The sequence below is a fragment of the Ruegeria sp. A4 genome (assembly GCF_056543025.1).
In genome coordinates this window covers 1,264,914-1,281,229 of the sequence record NZ_JBQGAW010000001.1, presented here as the reverse complement: position 1 = coordinate 1,281,229, position 16,316 = coordinate 1,264,914, and the positions used below count along the sequence as shown (strand labels likewise).

The window sequence follows — 16,316 nt, the reverse complement described above, 5'->3', positions numbered from 1 at the left end:
AGCCCTCATAGTACTGGCCTGCCCGGCGTCGAAAACAGTAACGGATCCGTCTTCATCTGGCCAAAAATATCCCCGCCGGAGGCATTGCGCCCGCTCCGGGCGCAATTCGGGTGCTTACCCCAAGCTTGCACTCGCGGCGCTTTCAGGCAACTCCTCATCGAAGCAGCGCTGATAGAACTCGGCCACGGTCTGACGCTCCAGCTCATCGCATTTGTTCAGGAAGGACAGGCGGAACGCATAGCCCACGTTGCGGAAAATCTCGGCGTTCTGGGCCCAGTTGATGACGGTCCGCGGGCTCATGACGGTGGACAGATCGCCATTCATGAAGGCGGTCCGTGTCAGGTCGGCGACGGTGACCATCTGGCTGACGGTCTTGCGTCCCTCGGCGGTGTTGTAATGCGGCGCCTTCGACAGAACGATCATCGTCTCGGCGTCGTGGCTCAGATAGTTCAAGGTCGACACCAGCGACCAGCGGTCCATCTGCGCCTGGTTGATCTGCTGCGTGCCGTGATACAGACCCGTGGTGTCGCCCAGACCGACCGTGTTGGCGGTGGCAAACAGGCGGAAATTGGGGTTCGGGGTGATGATCTCGTTCTGGTCCAGCAGGGTCAGCTTTCCGTCATGCTCCAACACACGTTGGATCACGAACATCACGTCTGCGCGGCCCGCATCGTATTCGTCGAACACGATGGCAACCGGGTTGCGCAACGCCCAGGGCAAGATGCCTTCGTGGAACTCGGTCACCTGCTTGCCGTCGCGCAGTTTGATCGCGTCTTTACCGATCAGGTCGATCCGGCTGATATGGCTGTCGAGGTTCACACGAACGGCGGGCCAGTTCAGACGGGCAGCGACCTGTTCAATGTGGGTCGATTTGCCGGTGCCGTGATAGCCTTGGATCATCACGCGACGGTTATGGGAAAAGCCCGCCAGAATCGCCAGCGTGGTTTCCGGATCGAACTTGTAGGTATGATCGATCACCGGCACCCGGTCGCTGCGCTCGGCGAAACCTTTGACCGCCATGTCGCTGTCAATGCCGAACACGTCACGGACCGAGATATCCTCGGTAGGTTTTGCGTTGATATCGATCGATCCGTCAGCCATGCGCCTAGTCCTTATCCTTTGGCCCGTTCACCGGGTATGAACCCGTGTGTGGTGCAACATATTGCGGGCAAGGGCAAGGGAAAGCGAAAGACGCCCAAAGGTGCGCATGTTTTTCTTGCAAACTGGCCCTATCGTTGCGCGTGGGGTGTCATTCCAGATTGATGACCCACGCTACGATTTGGCACCTCGCGTTAACAAGCTTTGAGACCGATTGCGCATAACCCAGAAGTCCTCGGTGAAAGGCTGGCAACAACCTTTGTGCCTCGTTCAAATGCAAACATTAACATACTATCATTGAAATGCTACTTCGGCGCGTTAACATGACTTTTAGATGTGGTTTTTGGCGTTCTTTGTGAGTTTGTGAGGTCTGTGGTGTTCTGTTCAGTCAACACACGGAGGGAACTTGTTCATTGCGAGTTCCCTTTTGGTCCAACCTGCTTGGCGGATACAACGTATGTCGTTTGATGTCTTACTTCATTCGGTCAACACAAGCGGGCAAGGCGACTTGATCGTCCAAAACATGACCGATCCAGCCACGGTCTCGGGTCAAACGATTTCGATCAACGGTGGTCCGTTCGTACCCTACACGTATCTCGGACAAGGTAACTACAGAGGTACCGGCGAATCTGGTGAATTTATTCAGGTTGGGACCGAAATCTATGCCTGGGACACCAACAACCCCACCGGGCCAATGACAACCGGAAACTGGCAAATCACAACCGGAGATCTTGATCCAAACAATCCGCCCTGTTTTGTTGCTGGAACCCTGATAGAGACCGAGGCCGGTCCACGCCCGGTCGAGAACCTGATGATCGGTGACAGAGTTTGCGTGTCAGGTGGGAAAACGCTGCCGATTTTGTGGATCGGGAAAAAAGTGCTGAGTGCACAAACACTGGCTTTGCAACCAAAATTTAGACCCGTTCGCATTCGGCGCGACGCGATTTGCAAGGGTCAACCCAACCAGGATGTTTTTGTGTCCCCGCAACATCGGATCATGCTGGAAGGCTGGCGCGCCGAGTTGTTGTTCGGACAAGATCGGGTCTTTGTTGCGGCAATCCACTTGGTGAATGACGGCACAATTCAGCAGGTGCACACAGGTGAAGACATCACATATTACCACATTGCCTGCTCTCGACACGCGGTACTGCACTCGCAGGGGCTACGTAGCGAAAGTCTTTTTCTGGGCGACACAGCGCTGAAGTCTTTCTGTCGTGAAGACGTCGAAGAACTGCTCGCACTGTTCCCCGAATTGCGTGACGGCACTGCAGAGTCGCAACAAACTCGCTTAAGTTGTTTGAAGCGCCGGGAAGCAATTGCATGGCGAAGCTCATACCCGGACTAAAGCGCGAATAGTTGTAATCCGAACCGCCCCTGGTTTGATCCCTGGCCTCAACAAACCCCTTCAAATGTGTTCTCTCGGATCAGTTGCCTTAGGCAATTTCTCAGTGCAGCACCGTTGTGATGGCCTTACACATCTGTGCCTTGGGTCAACTGTTGCTTGACTATAGCGAAAACCAAAGCTCGTCTTTGCGAAAGCCACCTTTTACCAGACGGTCAGCTTTCAACACATCCGGAAACTCGTCTACCCAATCCCGAAACCGGTCATTTGTGACGATGCGTGCCTTGCTATCCCGCGCCGCCTGCAAGATCAGCGGGTCCGCAGGTGTCCCTTTGGGGGCCACCATGACCTGCTTGGATCGTAGGCCCAGGGCGCGGCTCAGCTTCCGGTCGTCCATATAGTGGCCTTCGACTTTGTACCCGACATTCGCATCGAACATGACGCCCGGTTTGAACCCTGCGCGCTTCAACGTCTCAAGGACCTTCTTCAACGTACCCAGATCCGGCGTGCCATCTTTCCAGTGCATGACGTTCGAGCCGTCCACGATGATCCATGTATTGGCCCGGCGCCACCTGAACCAGGCCCGTATGAACAGGATTGTGCTGGCCATCACGCAAATCAGCGCCAAAAGGAACAACCAATCTGCGTCAGTCGGAATGAAACTGGCAGCGATGAGCCCGCTTAGCGAGACGAGCAACAGGCAAATGGATGTGCGCAACGAAACTGATCCCTGGAAACTCCTGTCCCAAATCCTCCACCACTTTCGTGTGGAATGAAACAGGGTTCCATACGGAGCTTGCGCAGTTTTTTCAGGTTGTGTCGTCTGCGGCACCCAACCATTCAGGCGGTGCGCGCCGCGAACGCAAAGCAGGGAAAGCCGTGCCCTTACTTGAAGTTTCGGCTGTCCTTGATCTGATCCCAGGCCCAGACAACTTCCTGCAACTGCTCTTCCTGCGAGCGGTCGCCGCCGTTCATGTCCGGATGCAGCACTTTGATCAGCTTCTTGTACGCTTTGCGAACCTCGGCCTTGGTCCAGCTGTCATTGGCCTCGAGAATCTCGATCGCACGGCGTTCGGTCGGCGGCAGGCGTCGTCCGCCGCCACCCGTCGTGCGGCCTTTGTTCTGCGTGCTGTTGGCACCAAGAACCTGATGCGGATCCTCAATCCCCAAACGGGCCCATGCACGTGCTTCGGGGTCGCCCATCGGCTTGGTTTCGCGCTCCCAAACCTTGTCTTTCGAACGCTGTGCGTTCAGCTCGGCTTCGGTGGTGCCGTCAAAGAAATTCCACTTCTGATTATATTCCCGCACGTGTTGCTGGCAGAACCAGAAATAATCATCCAGGACATCCGGTGCTTTTGGCGCGCGGAATTTTCCCGGCTCGTCACATCCCTCGTGGTCACAGATCCGGACCGAGGTTTCAGAGGCACCCGACATGCCCCGGCGTCCCCGCGGATTCTTCTTTTTGGCGCTGGAAACGGACATATCGAATCCGAAGGGGTCTGATTTCGCCATGCTCTAATCCTCAAGAACGCGTCTTTTCGACTCGGAGGCAGCAGTTTAATCTAAGCAGCCGAAAGTAGAAGAGGGGTGCGGCAATATTTTTGCCGCTAAGCAAAAAAATGAGTGTGACCGACGAGATCCGAACCCGCCTGCAAGCCGCCTTTGATCCGCGCGAGCTTGAAGTGATCGACGACAGCGAAAGCCATAGGGACCATGCAGGATATCAGGAAGGTGGTGAAAGCCACTTCAACGTTCGTATCCGCGCCAGCGCATTCGAAGGCAAATCCCGCGTCGCCCGCCACCGTGCCGTGCACAAGGCGCTGGGCGACATCGTGCCGCGCATCCACGCGCTGGCCCTGGATATCGGCGTCTGAAGACCTTTACGTGTCAATCCGCCTCCATCTGCGCGGACGGCGTAGATGCCGAGATGGCGTATTCCTCTTGTGTCATGACCTCTTCGATTCCCTCGAACAGGGGGGTCGACAAGTATCGCTCGCCGGTGTCCGGCAACATGACCAGTATGACAGAGCCTGCCGGCGCGGATTCGGCCAGCTTCATGGCTACCGCAAAGGTCGATCCGCCCGAAATCCCGGTGAATATCCCTTCTTCGGCTGCAAGCCGGCGCGACCATGCGATCCCTTCGGGTCCGGGAATGGGGATCAACTCGTCATAGTATGAATTGTCGATGGCTTCCTGAAGAACCCAGGGGATGAAATCCGGTGTCCAGCCCTGAATCGGGTGGGGCTCGAAATCGGGGTGGCTTTCGGTCGGCTGATGGTCAGCGTTGCGCGTATTGACGTAACCTGATGATACTATTGCGGCATTTGCCGGTTCGGTCAGGATGATCCTGGTGTCGGGCCGCTCTTTCCGCAGTATGCGCGAAACACCCGAAACGGTGCCGCCGGTCCCATAGCCCGTCACCCAATAATCCAGCCGTTGCCCTTCGAAATCGGCAAGAATTTCGCGCGCCGTCGTGTTTTCGTGAATATCGGCGTTGGCAGAAGTTTCGAATTGGCTGGCAAGGAACCATCCGTTTTCCTCGGCCAATTCCTTGGCCTTGGTATACATGCCGAACCCTTTTTGCGCCTTGGGGGTCAGAACAACCTTGGCGCCCAGAAACCGCATCAGCTTTCGCCGCTCGACCGAGAAGCTCTCGGCCATCGTGACGACCAGAGGATATCCCTTGGCCGCGCACACCATGGCCAGCCCGATCCCGGTGTTGCCGGATGTCGCTTCGACAACGGTTTGTCCGGGTTTCAGCCGCCCGTCACGTTCCGCCGCCTCGATGATGTTCAGCGCCAGCCTGTCCTTGACCGAGCCTGCCGGGTTGAAGGCCTCGAATTTCACATAGACGGTCACATGCTCTGGCGCGATCCGATTGACCCGAATGCAGGGCGTGTCGCCGACCGTGTCGAGAATGCTGTCATACAGGCGTGTCCGCCCTTGTGTCTGCCGAATAGCCATTTCGATGTCCCTCCAGAATACCCGGCTAACATGCCACAGATTTCGCGAGGGTGTAGCCCTTATTGCTTTCCAATGCGGTCGGGCCGTCCCGGATCGACTTGACGTATGTCAGAGCGAACACGGATGCCCTGCACACGGCCACAGGGCATTTGCATTCGGTCTGGCGGTCGTAACAGCCCTCAGGCCTAAGTTTTCGAAGGGCCGCTTTCATCAACGGCGTCATCCGACCGCTTCAACGACAAAGGCGGCTCGTCCGTCTCTGCGGCAATTGGTTTCGGGGCCTGTACCTGGTCGGGGCCCGGAATCGGCTGGGCCAACGGGGTGTCATCCATCTCAGGTACTGCGCCGATCCACGAGGCATCGACTTCCTCTTCCACCACGCGGCGGAACACCAGCACGTTGCGCCAGTTCGTGGTCGATCCGGTCAGACCCGAGCGTTCCTCGCTGGGCAACAGCTCGGCCCGCTGGTATTCCCAGCCATCCTGACCCATCTGATTCAGCAGTTGCTCGACCGAGACGGCAAAGCGGCCCTCGGCCGTTTTCACGCCTTTGGCTTTGACACCTTTTTGCGGGGCGGGGATGACCTTGTATTCGTAGCGCTTCATCTACTGTTCCTAAATGCGTTTCCGCGCCAACTTAACACGCTGCCCCCCGGGTGAAAGGGTCCTTGCCCATCCGGCGGATTTCAGCTCTGATCATTCGCTTCGGCCTGTGCCGCCTTGGCCACAACCGACAGGCACAGTTCCGTCGCCAGCGCCATGTCCTGCACTGAGATCCATTCCAACGGGCCGTGAACGCACTGCATCCCGGTGAAGATGTTGGGGCAGGGGGTGCCGAATTCGGTCAGGCGGGATCCGTCCGTGCCGCCCCTGATCGGTACCGACAGCGGCTCAACCCCCAGTTCGCGACACGCATCCCGCGCCAGCTCGACCGGAGTCATGTCGTTTTCCAGCCAATACCGCATGTTGCGGTACTGGTGGCTGATGTCGCAGGTGATGGTCGCGCGCGGCTCCGTGGCCTGCACGGCGGCGCAGACCTGCCGCACGATGTTTCGTTGCGCCTCCAGCCCGTCCATCTCGAAATCACGCAGGATCAGCTTGATCTCCATCTCGGATGATCCGCCGTTCATGTCAGTGACATGGATGAAGCCTTCGCGCCCGTCCGTGGTTTCCGGCGTCATGGTGGCCTGAGGCAATGTCTGCACGATCTTTGCCGCCAGATGCGTGGCGTTCACCATCTTTTCCTTGGCCAGGCCGGGATGGATCGAAACACCCTCGATCCGGATTACGGCGCGGTCGGCCGAGAAGCTTTCATACTCGATCTCACCCACTTGCTGCCCATCCAGCGTATAGGCAAAATCCACGCCCAGATCCTTGGGAAGTTGTTCCGTGACGCCCCGGCCGATCTCTTCATCCGGAGTGAACGCGATACGAATAGGGCCATGTGGAATGTCCTGATTTTCGATCAGGTGCCGCGCCATCGTCATCAGGATCGATACACCGGCCTTGTCGTCCGCGCCCAGCAGGGTTGTGCCCGACGCGGTGATCAGGTCGTGGCCGATCTTTTCGGACAGATAGGGGTGGTCATCCGGAGAAAGAACCAGATCCGGGTTGTCCGGAAAGGTGATGTCGCCACCGTTATACCCCTTGATCACCCGCGGCTTGACGCCGGTTGCGTTGAACTGAGGGGCCGTATCGACATGGGCCAGAAAGCCCACGGTCGGCCCCGGCGCCGATCCGGGAATGGTCGCGACGACAACACTGTCGCCCGTCATCTCAACATCCTGCGCGCCGATCTGGATCAGCTCATCACGCAACAGGTTCAGCATGTCGAACTGGATCTGAGTGCTCGGGGTCGTCGGGGATGTCTCGTCACTTTGACTGTCGATGGCGGCATAGCGCACCAGCCGGTCTTCGAGTTCCTGATCAAATCTGCTTTGCATAATACCTCACCTCTCTGTGGCGGAGGAAAGGGCGCGAACAGCAGGAAGTCAAGCCGATGGCTTGACCCCAAGTTTTGAGATTTCGTGAGAAACCGGATTGTACAAACCCGCCAAAGATTGCCGGCAGGCTTTTACAAAAAGAAAGGTTTACGAGCCCAGCTTCTTGCTGACCAGTTCGTTGACGGCTTTCGGGTTCGCCTTGCCGCCGGTGGCTTTCATGACCTGACCCACGAACCAGCCCGCCAGTTTCGGGTTCACCTTCGCCTTCTCGACCTGCGCCGGGTTGGCGGCGATGATCTCGTCCAGCGCGGCCTCGATCGCGCCGGTGTCGGTCACCTGCTTCATGCCGCGTTCCTCGACGATCTGCGCCGGGTCGCCGCCTTCGGTATAGACGATCTCGAACAGTTCTTTGGCGATCTTGCCCGAAATCGCGTCCGAGGCGATCAGGTCAATGATCCCGCCCAGCTGCGCGGGCGAAACCGGAGAGTCGGTGATGTCGCGGTCGTCTTTCTTCAGGCGGCCGAACAGCTCGTTGATGACCCAGTTCGCCGCCAGTTTTCCGTTGCGACCCTTGGCCACTTCCTCGAAATAGGTGGCGGACTCGACCTCGGCGGTCAGCACGGATGCGTCATAGTCGGTCAGGCCGAAGTCATTGATGAAACGCGCCTTTTTCTCGTCGGGCAGCTCTGGCAGCCTGGCGGCGATATCATCGACCCAGGCCTGCTCGATTTCCAGAGGCAGCAGGTCGGGGTCGGGGAAATAGCGGTAATCATGCGCTTCTTCCTTGGACCGCATCGAACGGGTTTCACCCTTGTCCGGATCGTACAGACGCGTTTCCTGCTCGACCTCGCCGCCGGCCTCGACGATGGCGATCTGACGGCGGGCTTCGACCTCGATCGCTTGCTGAATGAAGCGCATCGAGTTCATGTTCTTGATCTCGCAGCGCGTGCCCAGATGCGAAAAATCCTGTGTTTCCTGATACTTCTCATAGGCGCCGGGCAAACAGATCGAGACGTTCACATCGGCCCGCAGGTTGCCGTTCTGCATGTTGCCGTCGCAGGTACCCAGATAACGCATGATCTGGCGCAGCTTGGCGATATAGGCCGCGGCCTCTTCCGGCCCGCGGATGTCGGGGCGGCTGACGATCTCCATTAGGCAGACACCGGTGCGGTTCAGGTCGACGAAGGACATATGCGGATCCATGTCGTGGATCGACTTACCCGCGTCCTGCTCCATGTGGATACGCTCGATCCGCACCTTTCGCGCGGTACCGTCGCCCAGTTCGACCAGCACTTCGCCTTCGCCCACGATGGGGTGGTAGAGCTGGGAAATCTGATACCCTTGCGGCAGGTCGGGGTAGAAATAATTCTTGCGGTCAAAGGCCGATTTCAGATTGATATCCGCCTTCAGGCCCAGTCCGGTGCGCACTGCCTGTTCCACGCAGTATTCATTGATCACCGGCAGCATCCCCGGCATCGCCGCGTCCACGAAGGCCACGTTTGAATTCGGCTCGGCCCCGAATTGGGTGGATGCACCCGAAAACAGCTTGGCATTGGATGAGACCTGAGCATGCACCTCCATCCCGATCACCAGTTCCCAATCGTGCTTGGCCCCGGCAATGGTTTTGGGTTTGGGCATTTCGTATGTCAGATCGAGCATGGCGCGCCTCATTTCCGCAGAAGTCTAAGCCTGCGTATTAGGCCCGGGAGGGCCTAGGGGCAAGGGGGAATCCTGTCGTGTTCAGTTCTGGGAAAACCGCAGGCCCGACGGTGTGAATGTCACATCCATACCGCTGCGCAGTTCTTCCCGGAACAGATCCGAGATGGCGCGCAAGGCATCGCGCTGACCGCGCGCTGCAAATCGTTCGGGCGAGTTTATGCGGACGGAATTGTTGAAACCGTTGGCCGCATGCGCCCAGATCAACGGGTGCAATTCTGTCAGGTGATCGCGGATAAGCCGGTTTGCCGTGTCGCGCATCTGCGAACGGACAAGGTCGGCCTGATCGTTCAGGCCAAATCCGTTCTGGACAGTGATCGCGCAGTAGGATGACAGCATGTTGATCATCTGCTGATCGGGCCGCAGGCGCAGGATATCGCGCAGACCTTCAAGGAAATACTCGATATCGACGCGGGCACAGGCCTCTTCGTCCAATGCAATGGCGTCGAACTGAACCCATGTGTATCCGCCCGCGCCCCAGATATCCTGTGTCCTGGCGGCTGTACGCAAGGCTTGCAGCTCCAGCTCTTCGTAGCTGCCGAACCACCGGGGCAGAAGGTGGCTGCCCATCGCGCGCATGTGGCGCTGATTGCATGGATCCAGCGTGATCAGCCGTTCGTATTCTTCGGCCACCCGCGCGTTGGATTTGCGCTGACCAGCCAGCAGCGCACATCCGGTCGCTGCAATCAGGGGGCTGTCGGGAGCATCCTTTCTGCATTTGGGCAGGATTGCTGCGGCCCGGTCGAAATGCGCGGCGCAGCGTGACCGGTGCAAAGGTGGCAGCGTCGCGTCCGAGGCCGTTCCGCGCCATGCCCAAGCCAAATCGATATGGGCAAGGGCAACGACGGTGGCGATCATCGGGTCATCAGGGTTGTCCGCCATCTCGCCTTCAAGTTCCGAGATGCCACCCAACAGGTCGTAATCCGAGATGGCCGCGCCATCCGAGAGCGCATGTTCAGCGGCCAGAACAACGTCCGATCTGGCACCGAACGCCAGCAGATCGGCCACCGGCATACCATCTGCAACGGCGGCGCGATCCTGATCAGCCACGCGCATTTCCTGCGACAGCTCTGCCCAGCGGTCCTGCCGGGCGAGGTAGCGGCCATGTTCGATCGTGGAATGTCCGATCAGATCATCGCGGTCGGGTTTTGCAACGGGAATATTGAGCTGACCCTGCTCGGGCAAGGCGGCCGCAAGCGCGGATTTCGTCGCGCACAGGTCTGCTGAAGCATTTGTAGGAGTAGCTGTGGATGGGGCGAACAGTGCCCTTAGCGACCGAAACATGGCGATACTCAAAACTGTAAAAACGTATAACTGACACCGAAGTCTGGCGGGATATCGGGTTCAGATCAAGTAAATTGCCTATTAATTTCTTTCTTTTGTGTCCAATTCGCCCCTCAACGGCCCAGTGTTTCAGAAAACAGTGAAATGATGCCGTTCTACGCGAAATCCGGCTTGTTTCAGAAGGGTTTCCAAATTCCGATGCGCCGGAAGCGACTCATCCGGCAGACGGATTCGTTTGCCGGAATGCAAAACGATCGACACTCGAACCGAGAAATCCCAACGGGTGTCAAAGCGGAAATGGTCGATGTCGTGCAGCGCGACCTCTGCCTGCCGGTTCCCCGTGAACCAGCTTAGCGCATTCTGATCCAGTTGCATGCCCGCGCTGGTGTTCTGAACCACGTCCCAAAGCGCGGGCAGGGTGGCCAAAGACAGCAGCCCCGCGATCCACCAGGCCGCGTCAAACAGGACAACCAGCGCCAGCAACGCCGCATAAACACCGGCCAGGATGGCCAGCGTTCGCAAATTCCGGTTGCTGCGGGCAAAGCTGTAAGGCGTCATGCGCCGAGGATGCGGGACACCATTTCAGTCGTGTCCCGCGACAGATTCGGTGTTTCCGCGATGCGGGAAAGCTGCGCACGCATCAGGGCCTGACGATCCGGATCATACCGTTTCCAGGTTTGGAACGCCGAGCACATTCGGGCCGTGGTCTGTGGGTTCACCGGGTCCAGACGGATCAGCCAGTCGGCCAGCAGGGCGTATCCGGCGCCATCCTGCTGGTGGAACCCTGCGTGGTTCATCGCCAAGGCCCCCATGACGGCGCGGAACCTGTTCGGATTTTTCCAGTTGAAATCGGAATGCTCGGTCAGGGTCGCGGCAATTGCGGGTGTCGCCTCGGGCGCCGCCATCGCGACTTGCAGGCCAAACCACTTGTCCATGACCAGCCGGTCATGCTGCCACTGTTCGTAGAAGGCATCCAGCTGCGCCTCACCCTTGCGGGCGCGTAAAAGGCAAGACAGCGCAGTCAGTTGCAATGTCATGTTGTCTGCCTTGTCGTACACCTCGGCCGCCATCGCCCCGCCGTCCAGACGAGAGGTCAGTGCCAGCGCGGCGCTGCCAAGTGCCCGTTTGCCGGACTGCTCGGCGTCCGGGCTGTAGGGGCCGTCCACCAAAGCCTCACTGTGCAGGCGAGGCAGCAAATCCTGTACATTCTGGGCAGTTGCCTGCCGCAACGTTTCCACCGCGGCCCAGATCGCCATGGGGTCGGGCGTGTGGCCACGGTCATGCAGGGCCGCCGCCAGTTCCGATTGTGTCGGCAATCCCAGCATCAACGCACGATAGGCCGGGTCCAGTTCGTCATTGCGCAGCACAGTCAACAATCCGTCAAGGTAATCGGTATCCGGCGCCGCATCCTGAAGGATCATCCGCATCAGGGTGTCCTGCGCCAGATCCCGTCCTGCCTGCCAACGGTTGAACGGGTCCGTGTCATGCGCCAAAAGAAACGCGCGTTCCGCGTTCGACTGGTCATGTTCCAGAATGACAGGTGCCGAGAAATCGCGCAGGATCGATGCTGTGGGTTTTGCCGCCAGGCCAGTGAACGCAAAGCTTTGTTCGGCCTGCGTCAGTTCCAGCACTTCGGTCGCGCGAACCTCATCGCCGTTGGGCCCAAGCAGGCCAACTGCAACCGGTATGACCTGAGGCAGTTTCTCCTCCTGTCCCGGTGTGGGATCGGTTCGCTGTTTCAGCGTAAGCGTATAGGTGCCGTCGGCCCAGGCTTCCTGGACCCTGATGCGCGGCGTGCCCGACTGGCTGTACCAACGTTTGAATTGTGTCAGATCGCGCCCGGTGGTGTCTTCGAAAACCTTCAGCCAGTCCTCGATCGTGCAGGCCTGACCGTCATGGCGTTCAAAATACAGATCAAGCGCCTTGGCATAGGCCGCATCCCCAACCAACCGTTTCAGCATGCCGATGACCTCGGCACCCTTCTCATAGACGGTGGCGGTGTAGAAGTTGTTGATTTCCTGAAAGCTTTCGGGCCGGACAGGATGGGACAGCGGCCCATTGTCCTCGGGGAACTGCCGGGCACGCAGGTCTATGGCGTCGTGGATGCGTTTCACCGGGGCCGAGCGCATGTCTGAGGTGAATTGCGCATCCCGGAAAACTGTCAGCCCCTCTTTCAGGCACAGCTGGAACCAGTCGCGGCAGGTGATGCGGTTGCCGGTCCAGTTGTGAAAATACTCATGCGCGATGATCGCCTCGATCCGTTCGAAATTTGCGTCGGTCGAAGTTTCGGGACTGGCCAGAACGGCCGACGAGTTGAAGATGTTCAGCCCCTTGTTTTCCATCGCGCCCATGTTGAAGTCATCGACGGCCACGATGTTGAAGACGTCCAGATCGTATTCACGGCCATAGACGTCCTCGTCCCATTTCATCGACTTCTTCAACGCCTCCATGCCGAATGCGCATTTCCCCTCGTCTCCGGGACGGACCCAGAGATTCAGTTCGACGGTGCGACCTGACCTGGTGGTGAACTGACCGGGATGTGCGATCAGGTCTCCGGCGACCAGAGCGAACAGATAGGCGGGTTTGGGCCATGGATCGACCCATTCGGCCCAGCCTTCACCCTTGCCCGACGGGTTGCCGTTCGACAGCAGCACCGGCAGGTCGCCGTTGATCCGAACGGTGAAGGTGGACATCACGTCCGGCCGGTCGGGGTAGAAGGTGATCTTGCGGAACCCTTCGGCCTCGCACTGGGTGCAGTACATGCCGTTCGACATGTACAGACCTTCCAGCGCGGTGTTGTTTCCGGGGTCGATTTCGACCTCGGCTTCCCAAAGGAACGGCGCGTCCGGGACATCTGCGGTTAGTCCTTTGTCGGTCACGTCCGGCGTGATCTCGGCCCCGTCAATGGCGGCGCGGATCAAGTTCAGTTCTTCCCCGTGCAGAAAGAATGTACGGTCCGTGGCGTCAGGATTGGGCCGGAACGCAATGCGCGAGGTGACGCGCGTGGCGTGCGCGTCCAGATCAAAGGTCAGGTGCACGCTGTCCACCAGATAGCCAAACGGTGTGTAGTCTTTCAGGTAGATCGTGGTGGGGGCAGCATCGCGCATCTTGGGCCTCGTATCTGTTCGGGACTGGCGCGACGTTAGGGGCTTCGTTCGGGCGCTGCAACCGGCCCCGCCATTGCCTTGAGGTTTTTGAAACAGCTTCAAGCCGAAGCGAATGCCCCAAATGACGGGATGAAAGTTGCCTATCGGAAACTTTCCGCCTAAGTCACAATGCATACAATGGCGCACAATCGCAGGAGAGCAGGAATATGACGGACAGACAGACCCTGAGCGGACTGCAGATCGATCCGGTTTTGGCTGAGTTCATCGAGACGCAGGCGCTGCCGGGCACGGGCGTCTCTTCGCAGAAGTTCTGGGCCGGCATGGCGCGGATGGTGAACGAACTGGGGCCGAAAAACCGTGAGCTGCTGGCCAAACGGGCCGAGATCCAAAGCCGCATCGATGGGTGGCACATGTCCCGTAAGGGGCAGAACACCGATGCCGCTGAATATGAGGCTTTTCTGAAAGAGATCGGGTATCTGGTCGAAGAAGGCGACGAATTCCAGATTGAAACGGCCAATGTCGACCCCGAGATCGCCCTGACCCCGGGCCCGCAACTGGTTGTTCCGATTACCAATGCACGCTTTGCCCTGAACGCGGCCAACGCGCGCTGGGGCAGCCTTTATGATGCGCTGTACGGAACGGATGCAATGGGGGATCTGCCGGCAAGCGGTGGCTATGATGCGGCGCGGGGCGCGCGGGTGATCGCATGGGCCAAGGCGTTTCTGGATGATGCCGTGCCTCTGGCGTCGGGATCATGGGCGGATGTCAGCGAATTGGGTGTAACCGACGGTGCGCTGACCCCTGCGCTGGGCGATCCCGCCCAATTTGCCGGGTTCGGCGGTTCGGCGGACAAGCCCGACTTCGTGCTGTTGAAAAACAACGGTCTGCACATCCAGATCATAATCGACCCTACAAGCAACATAGGCGCGACCGATCCCGCGGGCATCGCAGATGTCCGGTTGGAATCCGCGCTGTCCACCATTATGGATTGCGAAGACTCGGTTGCCTGCGTCGATGCTGCCGACAAGGTCGTGGCCTATGGCAACTGGTTGGGCCTCATGAAAGGCGACCTGACCGAAGAGGTCACCAAGGGCGGCACCACGTTCACTCGAAAACTGGCCGAGGACTTGAGCTTTACCACTCCGTCGGGTGATCAGGCCAAGCTGAAAGGCCGGTCGCTGATGCTCGTGCGCAACGTGGGTCACCTGATGACCAACCCGGCCGTGCTTGACGCAGAAGGGCGCGAGATCGGCGAAGGCCTGATGGATGCTCTGTGCACCACCCTGATCGCCATGCACGACCTGAAGCAAGACGGGGGCAATTCTGTCGAGGGCTCAGTCTATGTGGTGAAGCCCAAGATGCACGGACCTGAGGAAGTTGCGTTCTCGGTCGAGATATTCGACATGGTCGAAGACATTCTGGGCCTGCCGCGCAACACGGTGAAACTGGGCATCATGGATGAGGAACGCCGCACCTCGGTCAACCTCAAAGAGTGCATTCGCGCCGCAAAATCACGGGTCGCCTTTATCAATACGGGTTTCCTGGACCGGACCGGCGATGAAATTCATACCTCGATGGAGGCCGGTCCGATGCTGCCCAAGGGCGACATCAAGAATACGCCATGGATTGCGGCCTATGAAGATCGCAATGTCGATATTGGTCTGGCCTGTGGCCTGAAGGGCAAGGCGCAGATCGGCAAGGGCATGTGGGCCATGCCGGATCGCATGGGCAATATGCTTGAGGCCAAGATCGGCCACCCAATGGCCGGAGCGACATGTGCCTGGGTGCCGTCGCCCACGGCCGCGACCCTGCACGCAACGCATTACCACAAGATCGATGTGCTGGCCCGTCAGGACGAGCTGGCCGCAGGCGGCGCACGCGGTGCGTTGAAGGATCTGTTGACCATCCCCTTGCTGGCTGGGCGCAATCTGAGTGACGAGGAAATCACGCGTGAACTTGAAAACAATGCGCAGGGTATCCTCGGCTATGTCGTACGTTGGGTCGATCAGGGCGTGGGTTGTTCCAAGGTGCCCGACATCAACGATGTCGGCCTGATGGAAGACCGCGCGACGTGCCGGATTTCGTCGCAGGCACTGGCCAACTGGCTGCATCACAGCATCGTGGATGAAGCTCAGGTTATGGCCGCACTGCAAAAGATGGCCGCCGTCGTGGATCGCCAGAATGAAGACGATCCGAATTACACGCCGATGGCGCCGGGATTTGACGGTATCGCCTTTCAGGCCGCATGCGATCTGGTGTTCAAGGGCCGGGTTCAGCCCTCGGGCTATACCGAGCCGGTCCTGCATGCGCGCCGTCTGGAATTGAAAGCCAGCCAAAGATAACACCGACAAAAGCCCACAGACTGATCGTTTGCGGGCTTTGTCGAACTTCAATCTGACGAGAGGACCTTCAGATGTCAGTTTCCCTACGCAAGGCCCGCACCATCATCCGAAAAACCCTGGAAAAGGGCCGAGAGATGGAGTTGAAGCCGCTCTCCGTCGTGGTTCTGGACGCCGGTGGGCATGTTATTGCGTTCGAGCGCGAGGATGGTGCAGCACCGGGCCGGTTCGGGATTGCGCAGGGCAAGGCCTATGGGTCGGTCATGCTGGGAATGGCGGGCACCGCGCAGATGCAGCGCGCTGAAACACAGGCCTATTTCATGGCCTCTGTGAATGGCGTCTATGGTGGTCAGGTCGTGCCTGTTCCGGGTGGCGTGCTGTTGCGTGATCGCAAGGGGGCCGTGATCGGCGCCGTCGGGGTTACCGGAGACACATCAGACAATGATGCGCTGGCCGCAATGGCGGGGATCGAGGCAGCCGGCCTGATCGGCGAGATTTAACGAGAGCGTTGTATTTATACGTCT

General features: G+C 58.8%; 14 protein-coding genes. 4 read left to right on the top strand and 10 right to left on the bottom strand.

Annotation, left to right across the window (positions count from 1 at the left end):
• Positions 1-114: 114 nt before the first annotated feature.
• Positions 115-1,101: a cobaltochelatase subunit CobS gene (gene cobS, locus ACR0E2_RS06360; RefSeq protein ID WP_152458642.1), complete on the bottom strand. Its 987-nt coding sequence runs from the start codon at positions 1,099-1,101 to the stop codon at positions 115-117.
• Positions 1,102-1,555: 454 nt separating this feature from the next.
• Between cobS and ACR0E2_RS06355 the strand changes: the two genes are divergently transcribed.
• A complete protein-coding gene (locus ACR0E2_RS06355; protein WP_480445716.1) occupies positions 1,556-2,443 on the top strand; it encodes a Hint domain-containing protein in 888 nt (295 codons plus the stop codon).
• Positions 2,444-2,603: 160 nt separating this feature from the next.
• On the opposite strand, the gene ACR0E2_RS06350 is transcribed toward ACR0E2_RS06355, so the two are convergent.
• The gene (locus ACR0E2_RS06350) at positions 2,604-3,050 is read right to left on the bottom strand and encodes an NYN domain-containing protein (RefSeq protein ID WP_480445715.1); all 447 of its coding nucleotides are present in this window, start codon (positions 3,048-3,050) and stop codon (positions 2,604-2,606) included.
• A 275-nt stretch (positions 3,051-3,325) separates the two neighbouring features.
• On the bottom strand, positions 3,326-3,952 hold the full coding sequence (locus ACR0E2_RS06345) for a J domain-containing protein (protein WP_480445713.1): 627 nt from the start codon (positions 3,950-3,952) through the stop codon (positions 3,326-3,328).
• 107 nt (positions 3,953-4,059) lie between these two features.
• On the opposite strand from ACR0E2_RS06345, the gene ACR0E2_RS06340 reads away from it, so the two are divergent.
• The gene (locus ACR0E2_RS06340) at positions 4,060-4,314 is read left to right on the top strand and encodes a BolA family protein (protein WP_480445712.1); all 255 of its coding nucleotides are present in this window, start codon (positions 4,060-4,062) and stop codon (positions 4,312-4,314) included.
• Positions 4,315-4,327: 13 nt separating this feature from the next.
• Here ACR0E2_RS06340 and ACR0E2_RS06335 read toward each other — a convergent pair whose 3' ends face one another.
• The 7 genes from ACR0E2_RS06335 to pepN form a co-directional block, all read right to left on the bottom strand.
• Positions 4,328-5,404: a PLP-dependent cysteine synthase family protein gene (locus tag ACR0E2_RS06335; protein ID WP_480445710.1), complete on the bottom strand. Its 1,077-nt coding sequence runs from the start codon at positions 5,402-5,404 to the stop codon at positions 4,328-4,330.
• Positions 5,405-5,589: 185 nt separating this feature from the next.
• Positions 5,590-6,009 carry a DUF4177 domain-containing protein gene (locus ACR0E2_RS06330; RefSeq protein WP_480445708.1) on the bottom strand — a complete coding sequence of 140 codons (420 nt, stop codon included), beginning with the start codon at positions 6,007-6,009 and terminating at the stop codon, positions 5,590-5,592.
• Between the two features lie 80 nt (positions 6,010-6,089).
• Positions 6,090-7,346: a peptidase T gene (gene pepT, locus ACR0E2_RS06325; protein ID WP_480445707.1), complete on the bottom strand. Its 1,257-nt coding sequence runs from the start codon at positions 7,344-7,346 to the stop codon at positions 6,090-6,092.
• 147 nt (positions 7,347-7,493) lie between these two features.
• Positions 7,494-9,005: an Asp-tRNA(Asn)/Glu-tRNA(Gln) amidotransferase subunit GatB gene (gene gatB / locus ACR0E2_RS06320; RefSeq protein WP_480445706.1), complete on the bottom strand. Its 1,512-nt coding sequence runs from the start codon at positions 9,003-9,005 to the stop codon at positions 7,494-7,496.
• Between the two features lie 81 nt (positions 9,006-9,086).
• The gene (locus ACR0E2_RS06315) at positions 9,087-10,346 is read right to left on the bottom strand and encodes a hypothetical protein (protein WP_254447169.1); all 1,260 of its coding nucleotides are present in this window, start codon (positions 10,344-10,346) and stop codon (positions 9,087-9,089) included.
• A gap of 129 nt (positions 10,347-10,475) precedes the next feature.
• A complete protein-coding gene (locus ACR0E2_RS06310) occupies positions 10,476-10,904 on the bottom strand; it encodes a hypothetical protein (RefSeq protein WP_480445705.1) in 429 nt (142 codons plus the stop codon).
• Positions 10,901-13,453: an aminopeptidase N gene (gene pepN, locus ACR0E2_RS06305; RefSeq protein WP_480445703.1), complete on the bottom strand. Its 2,553-nt coding sequence runs from the start codon at positions 13,451-13,453 to the stop codon at positions 10,901-10,903. The genes ACR0E2_RS06310 and pepN overlap by 4 nt, the downstream gene beginning before the upstream one ends.
• 206 nt (positions 13,454-13,659) lie before the next feature.
• Here pepN and ACR0E2_RS06300 point away from each other — a divergent pair, with 206 nt between their 5' ends.
• Together ACR0E2_RS06300 and ACR0E2_RS06295 are read left to right on the top strand one after the other, a co-directional pair.
• Positions 13,660-15,795: a malate synthase G gene (locus ACR0E2_RS06300; RefSeq protein ID WP_480445702.1), complete on the top strand. Its 2,136-nt coding sequence runs from the start codon at positions 13,660-13,662 to the stop codon at positions 15,793-15,795.
• A gap of 71 nt (positions 15,796-15,866) precedes the next feature.
• The gene (locus ACR0E2_RS06295; protein WP_152458631.1) at positions 15,867-16,292 is read left to right on the top strand and encodes a GlcG/HbpS family heme-binding protein; all 426 of its coding nucleotides are present in this window, start codon (positions 15,867-15,869) and stop codon (positions 16,290-16,292) included.
• The last annotated feature ends 24 nt before the right edge of the window (positions 16,293-16,316 follow it).

What these genes read in the sequence shown, in the direction of transcription:
- ACR0E2_RS06295 (WP_152458631.1), top strand. Translation starts at nt 15,867, where the DNA reads ATGTCAGTTTCCCTACGCAAGGCCCGCACCATCATCCGAAAAACCCTG.
- cobS (WP_152458642.1), bottom strand. Translation starts at nt 1,101, where the DNA reads ATGGCTGACGGATCGATCGATATCAACGCAAAACCTACCGAGGATATC.
- ACR0E2_RS06355 (WP_480445716.1), top strand. Translation starts at nt 1,556, where the DNA reads ATGTCGTTTGATGTCTTACTTCATTCGGTCAACACAAGCGGGCAAGGC.
- pepN (WP_480445703.1), bottom strand. Translation starts at nt 13,453, where the DNA reads ATGCGCGATGCTGCCCCCACCACGATCTACCTGAAAGACTACACACCG.
- gatB (WP_480445706.1), bottom strand. Translation starts at nt 9,005, where the DNA reads ATGCTCGATCTGACATACGAAATGCCCAAACCCAAAACCATTGCCGGG.
- ACR0E2_RS06345 (WP_480445713.1), bottom strand. Translation starts at nt 3,952, where the DNA reads ATGGCGAAATCAGACCCCTTCGGATTCGATATGTCCGTTTCCAGCGCC.
- ACR0E2_RS06335 (WP_480445710.1), bottom strand. Translation starts at nt 5,404, where the DNA reads ATGGCTATTCGGCAGACACAAGGGCGGACACGCCTGTATGACAGCATT.
- ACR0E2_RS06315 (WP_254447169.1), bottom strand. Translation starts at nt 10,346, where the DNA reads ATGTTTCGGTCGCTAAGGGCACTGTTCGCCCCATCCACAGCTACTCCT.
- pepT (WP_480445707.1), bottom strand. Translation starts at nt 7,346, where the DNA reads ATGCAAAGCAGATTTGATCAGGAACTCGAAGACCGGCTGGTGCGCTAT.
- ACR0E2_RS06300 (WP_480445702.1), top strand. Translation starts at nt 13,660, where the DNA reads ATGACGGACAGACAGACCCTGAGCGGACTGCAGATCGATCCGGTTTTG.
- ACR0E2_RS06350 (WP_480445715.1), bottom strand. Translation starts at nt 3,050, where the DNA reads ATGGCCAGCACAATCCTGTTCATACGGGCCTGGTTCAGGTGGCGCCGG.
- ACR0E2_RS06340 (WP_480445712.1), top strand. Translation starts at nt 4,060, where the DNA reads ATGAGTGTGACCGACGAGATCCGAACCCGCCTGCAAGCCGCCTTTGAT.
- ACR0E2_RS06310 (WP_480445705.1), bottom strand. Translation starts at nt 10,904, where the DNA reads ATGACGCCTTACAGCTTTGCCCGCAGCAACCGGAATTTGCGAACGCTG.
- ACR0E2_RS06330 (WP_480445708.1), bottom strand. Translation starts at nt 6,009, where the DNA reads ATGAAGCGCTACGAATACAAGGTCATCCCCGCCCCGCAAAAAGGTGTC.